Raw genomic sequence first — 4,893 nt, forward strand, 5'->3', positions numbered from 1 at the left:
GGTCAAATTATTGGTATGGATTTAATTACGCCTCAAACACCTCCAACAGGAAAAAGAGTTCATAAAGTTTTAATTGCTGAAGATGTATATTATCCAGGTGAATCTGAAACAAAAGAATTTTATATGTCTGTTTTATTAAATAGAGGTAAAGGTCGTAATATGATTATGTATTCTACAGAAGGTGGAATGGATATTGAAGAAGTGGCTGAACATACACCGCATTTAATTTTTACTGAAGAAATCGATCCTTCAGTTGGTTTACAAGGATTTCAAGCAAGACAAATTGCTTTTAATTTAGGTTTATCAGGTGAGGCATTTAAAGAAATGGTAAAATTTGTAGATGCTTTATATAAAGCTTACATTGGTTCAGACGCAACTATGTTTGAAATTAATCCAGTTTTAAAAACGTCAGATAATAAAATTATTGCAGTTGATGCTAAAGTTGATTTAGATGATAATGCTTTATTCCGTCATAAAGATTTAGCTGAAATGCGTGATGTTCGTGAAGAAAATCCTATTGAAGTTGAAGCGAAAGAAGTTGGTTTAAATTATGTTGATTTAGATGGAACGGTTGGATGTATGGTAAACGGTGCTGGTTTAGCAATGGCTACTATGGATTTAATTAAATATGCTGGTTTTGAACCGGCAAACTTCTTAGATGTAGGAGGAACTGCAGATGCAAAACGTGTTGAAACCGCTTTCCGTATTATTTTAAAAGATGCGAATGTAAAAGCTATTTTAATTAATATTTTTGGTGGAATTGTACGTTGCGATAGAGTAGCACAAGGTGTAGTTGATGCTTATAAAAATATGGGTGATGCTATTAAAGTGCCAATTATTGTTCGTTTACAAGGTACAAACGCAGAAATTGCAAAAGAATTAATTGATAATTCAGGTATGCCAATTTTATCAGCAGTTCAGTTTCAAGAAGCGGCTGACCAAGTAAAAGCAGCTTTATCTTAATAAAATTATTTTTATTTTATATATTTATCCCGACTTAGGTCGGGATTTTTTTTATATTTGAAAAGTAAAGGGGGATTAGCTCATTTGGCTAGAGCGCTACGCTGGCAGCGTAGAGGCGACCGGTTCGAATCCGGTATTCTCCACTATAATTTTAAAACCCTTCAAAAACGCCTAACCCAAACAAAGCAAAATCGTATTTTACAGGGTCATTGGCGTCTAATTTTCTTAAATTAGTATCCAATTCAAATAAGGCTTTTGCATCATTTTGTTTTCGAGTTAGCAGAAGTAATTTCCTTGCAACATTACCTGAATGTACATCTAACGGACAAGATAAAGCAGCTGTAGGAATGGTTTTCCAAATCCCTAAATCCACACCATTCGCATCATTTCGTACCATCCAACGTAAAAACATATTAATTCTTTTGGCGGCTGAACCATTTAAGGGATCTGAAATGTGTTTTTGTGTCCGAGGCAAATGTGGAATTTCAAAAAAGGTTTTCTTAAATTCGGATATGCTTTTTTGAGTCGAATTATTTTCAATATGTTTGGAAAATACACTTTCTAAATCGGAATTGTTCTTATAAATATGTTGTAACGCATTTATAAAAGTAACAGCATCAGTAGCATTAAAGGTACGATGTACGAAATTAGATAATTTCTCTAAATGGATTTCTTTATGATTCATTACAAAATCATAAGGCGAATTTCCCATAATTTGCATAAGTTTATGCGAATTCGAAATAATCATTTTTCTATTTCCCCAAGCAATTGTTGCAGCTAAAAATCCAGCAATTTCAACATCTTCCTTTTGTGTGTACAAATGCGGAATTTGAACGGGATCCGATTCAATAAAATTTTTATTGTTGTACAACAGTACTTTTTCGTCTAATAAACTTTTTAATTCTTCAGTAGTCATCTTAGCTTTGTAACACGCCGTCAACCATTACTAATTTTCTATCGGCCATATTTGCCAAATCTTCATTATGAGTAACAATTACGAATGTTTGACCAAACTCGTCTCGCAATTTAAAAAATAGTTGATGTAAATTTTCTGCCGAAATATGATCTAAATTTCCTGAAGGTTCATCTGCAAAAATTACAGCGGGCTTATTAATTAAAGCTCTTGCTACTGCCACACGTTGTTGTTCTCCACCAGAAAGTTCATTTGGTTTGTGATGTATTCTGTGGGATAATCCCAAATATTCTAACAGTTTTTTGGCTTCTATTTCTACTTCATTTTTCGATTTATTAGCAATAAAAGCAGGAATACAAACGTTTTCTAGTGCCGTAAATTCGGGCAATAATTTATGAAATTGAAAAATAAAACCCAAATTTAAATTTCTAAATTTAGATAATTCAGCATCTTTTAAATCGATAATTGAAGTTTCATTAATTAATAACGAACTGGACGCATTGTCTTTTTTATCCAATACATCTAAAGTACCTAAAATTTGTAACAAGGTTGTTTTTCCAGCACCCGAAGGTCCTACGATAGAAACAATTTCGCCTTTTTGGATTTGCAGACTTACATTTTTTAAAACGTGTAAATCTCCATAATGTTTATTAATATTGTTCGCTTTAATCATCATATCAATTTGTACAAAGAAACAAAGAATTTGTGAATATTAAAATCTTTGCTGTACAAATCTAAAAGTAACGTTAAATTGGCTAATCGTAAAGTATTATTGTCTAAATTTGATAAAAAAAGATGAACTATATTGTATTAATTAGTACTGTTTTGAGTTTTTTTTCGTGTGGAAATAAAACACAACTAACAGATAAAAAAATGGAGGTTAAAAAAGAAATTATGAATGATAGTGTACAAGTGGCAACGTTTGCCGGAGGTTGCTTTTGGTGTACAGAAGCCGTTTTTTTAGAAGTAAAAGGAGTGGAGAAAATTGTTTCTGGATTTACAGGTGGTTTTATTAAAAATCCAGCTTATCGCGAAGTATGTAACGAAACTACAGGACACGCGGAAGGCATTCAAATTACATTTAATCCGAAAGAAGTGGCGTATGAGGATTTATTAGAAATATTTTTTGCTACTCACGATCCCACTACGTTAAATAAACAAGGCGCAGATGTGGGAACACAATACAGAAGTGCGATTTTTTATCATTCTCAAGAACAGAAAACAAAAGCAACAGCTTACATTCAATTGATTGAAAAAGAAAAATTATACGCAAATCCAATTGTTACACAAGTTGAAGAAGCGGGTGTTTTTTATTTAGCGGAAGACTATCATCAAAATTATTACAATCAAAACAAAGAGCAAGGCTATTGTCAGTATGTTATCGCACCGAAATTAGATAAATTGAGAAAGTATTACAAGAGTAAGTTAAAGTAATAGGGTGAAAGGTTTTGGGTAAAGGGTAAAAGTAAAAAGATTGCCAATCTATGTTTTTCTATGTATAGCGAAGCTACTTAATTTATTATAACCCTTTCTATGTTCCTATGTGTTTAATTATTGTGATAGCTATCAGTTTTTGAAATAAATTCGTATCTTAGTATTCAATAAAATATCATAAAAATATGAATCAAGAACCTCAACCAACGATTGTAAATAAAAGCGACAAAAAAACAAAGCTGATACTAAGTCTTATTTTTGATGGTATTGGAATGTTGTCCTATATCGTGCCTGTTTTTGCAGAATCTTTGGATATCATATGGGCACCTATCTCAGGATTACTTTTGGTTGTAATGTATAAAGGCACAGTTGGAAAAATTGCTGGTTTGTTTGGTACTATTGAAGAGTTAATTCCGTTTACAGATATCATTCCAACGTTTACGATTACTTGGTTTTACACCTACATTATTAGAAAAGAAGCATAGTATTTTCAATTAAATAATAATCTGCTGTTTTACAGCATATTCAATTTTTTGTATATTTGTATGATTAAATTAAAATTATGGCAGAAATAACTTTAAAATTCGACGCTAAAAATCCAATTGCAAAAAAAACAATTGATTATATTTTATCTATTGGAGTTTTTAAAACGGTTTCAAAAAAATCGGCTATAGAAATGTCTTTGGAAGATGTTAAAAAAGGTCGTGTTAAAAAATATAAAGATGCTAATGACCTTTTTGAAAAGGTTTTGAGTTAATGTACACTATTATTACTACAAATCGTTTTGAAAAAGAATTAAAACTTTGCAAAAAACGAGGCTACAATATGGAACTTATACAAAAAGTAATTTCTATTCTTTCAAATACAGGAAAGTTACCTGAAAAGTATAAGCCTCACAAATTATCTGGGAACTATGAAAATTGTTGGGAATGTCATATTAAAGGAGATTGGCTTTTAATTTGGATGCAAAATGATCAAGAACTAACTCTTTTATTCACCAATACAGGCACTCATAGTGATTTGTTTTAAAACAAAGAAGCATAAAAAAAACCCGCAATTAGCGGGATTTTTTATTTTATATAAATAGAAACTTAATCTTTATAAACCTTTAATGCTTCTTTTAATATTTGAGCAGATTTAATTAAATCTTCTTTTTTCAACACGTAAGCCATTCTTATTTCATCTAATCCAACACCTGGAGTAGAGTAGAAGCCAGCTGCCGGAGCTACCATAACCGTTTCGCCATTAAAATCATATTCTTCTAAAAGCCACTGTGCAAAGTTATCTGCGTTTTTAACTGGTAATTTAGCAATACAGTAAAAAGCACCTTTTGGGTTAGCAATAGTAACGCCTTCAATTTTTTCCATTTCTTGCACTAACGTATTTCTTCGGTCAACATATTCAGTAATTACTTCATCAAAATAACTTTGTGGAGTATCTAATGCTGCCTCACTGGCTACTTGAGCATATGTTGGTGGACTCAATCGTGCTTGTGCAAATTTCATTGCAGTTGCCATAAACTCAGCATTTTTAGAAACCACACAACCAATTCTTGCACCACACATACTAAATCTTTTCGAAAC

Annotated in this window: 8 protein-coding genes and 1 tRNA gene; 6 read left to right on the forward strand and 3 right to left on the reverse strand. The window is 31.6% G+C overall.

Going from position 1 to position 4,893, the window contains the following annotated elements:
• Together sucC and ABWO04_RS09755 are read left to right on the forward strand one after the other, a co-directional pair.
• On the forward strand, window positions 1-963 hold a 963-nt coding region (sucC, locus tag ABWO04_RS09750), incomplete at its 5' end, for an ADP-forming succinate--CoA ligase subunit beta (protein WP_353079525.1).
• Window positions 964-1,032: 69 nt separating this feature from the next.
• A tRNA-Ala gene (locus tag ABWO04_RS09755) sits at window positions 1,033-1,106 on the forward strand.
• Window positions 1,107-1,114: 8 nt separating this feature from the next.
• On the opposite strand, the gene ABWO04_RS09760 is transcribed toward ABWO04_RS09755, so the two are convergent.
• Both ABWO04_RS09760 and ABWO04_RS09765 read right to left on the reverse strand, forming a co-directional pair.
• Window positions 1,115-1,879 carry a TIGR02757 family protein gene (locus ABWO04_RS09760; RefSeq protein ID WP_353079526.1) on the reverse strand — a complete coding sequence of 255 codons (765 nt, stop codon included), beginning with the start codon at window positions 1,877-1,879 and terminating at the stop codon, window positions 1,115-1,117.
• 1 nt (window position 1,880) lies between these two features.
• Window positions 1,881-2,549 (reverse strand): ABC transporter ATP-binding protein, encoded by a 669-nt coding sequence (locus tag ABWO04_RS09765; protein ID WP_353079532.1) that lies wholly within the window; start codon window positions 2,547-2,549, stop codon window positions 1,881-1,883.
• Window positions 2,550-2,671: 122 nt separating this feature from the next.
• On the opposite strand from ABWO04_RS09765, the gene msrA reads away from it, so the two are divergent.
• The 4 genes from msrA to ABWO04_RS09785 all read left to right on the forward strand — a co-directional run bounded on the left by msrA (window position 2,672) and on the right by ABWO04_RS09785 (window position 4,339).
• Complete coding sequence (gene msrA, locus ABWO04_RS09770; RefSeq protein ID WP_353079527.1) at window positions 2,672-3,310, forward strand: peptide-methionine (S)-S-oxide reductase MsrA; 639 nt, start codon at window positions 2,672-2,674, stop codon at window positions 3,308-3,310.
• 185 nt (window positions 3,311-3,495) lie between these two features.
• Window positions 3,496-3,795, forward strand: coding sequence for a hypothetical protein (locus ABWO04_RS09775; protein WP_353079528.1), 300 nt, complete (start codon window positions 3,496-3,498; stop codon window positions 3,793-3,795).
• A 77-nt stretch (window positions 3,796-3,872) separates the two neighbouring features.
• Complete coding sequence (locus tag ABWO04_RS09780; protein ID WP_353079529.1) at window positions 3,873-4,067, forward strand: hypothetical protein; 195 nt, start codon at window positions 3,873-3,875, stop codon at window positions 4,065-4,067.
• Window positions 4,067-4,339, forward strand: a complete 273-nt coding sequence (locus ABWO04_RS09785; RefSeq protein ID WP_353079530.1) for a type II toxin-antitoxin system YafQ family toxin — start codon at window positions 4,067-4,069, stop codon at window positions 4,337-4,339. The genes ABWO04_RS09780 and ABWO04_RS09785 overlap by 1 nt, the downstream gene beginning before the upstream one ends.
• A gap of 62 nt (window positions 4,340-4,401) precedes the next feature.
• On the opposite strand, the gene ABWO04_RS09790 is transcribed toward ABWO04_RS09785, so the two are convergent.
• On the reverse strand, window positions 4,402-4,893 hold a 492-nt coding region (locus tag ABWO04_RS09790), incomplete at its 5' end, for an aminotransferase class I/II-fold pyridoxal phosphate-dependent enzyme (RefSeq protein ID WP_353079531.1).

This window comes from Flavobacterium sp. (assembly GCF_040382755.1).
In the GTDB taxonomy this organism is placed as follows: domain Bacteria; phylum Bacteroidota; class Bacteroidia; order Flavobacteriales; family Flavobacteriaceae; genus Flavobacterium.

What these genes read in the sequence shown, in the direction of transcription:
- ABWO04_RS09780 (WP_353079529.1), top strand. Translation starts at nt 3,873, where the DNA reads ATGGCAGAAATAACTTTAAAATTCGACGCTAAAAATCCAATTGCAAAA.
- msrA (WP_353079527.1), top strand. Translation starts at nt 2,672, where the DNA reads ATGAACTATATTGTATTAATTAGTACTGTTTTGAGTTTTTTTTCGTGT.
- ABWO04_RS09775 (WP_353079528.1), top strand. Translation starts at nt 3,496, where the DNA reads ATGAATCAAGAACCTCAACCAACGATTGTAAATAAAAGCGACAAAAAA.
- ABWO04_RS09765 (WP_353079532.1), bottom strand. Translation starts at nt 2,549, where the DNA reads ATGATTAAAGCGAACAATATTAATAAACATTATGGAGATTTACACGTT.
- ABWO04_RS09785 (WP_353079530.1), top strand. Translation starts at nt 4,067, where the DNA reads ATGTACACTATTATTACTACAAATCGTTTTGAAAAAGAATTAAAACTT.
- ABWO04_RS09760 (WP_353079526.1), bottom strand. Translation starts at nt 1,879, where the DNA reads ATGACTACTGAAGAATTAAAAAGTTTATTAGACGAAAAAGTACTGTTG.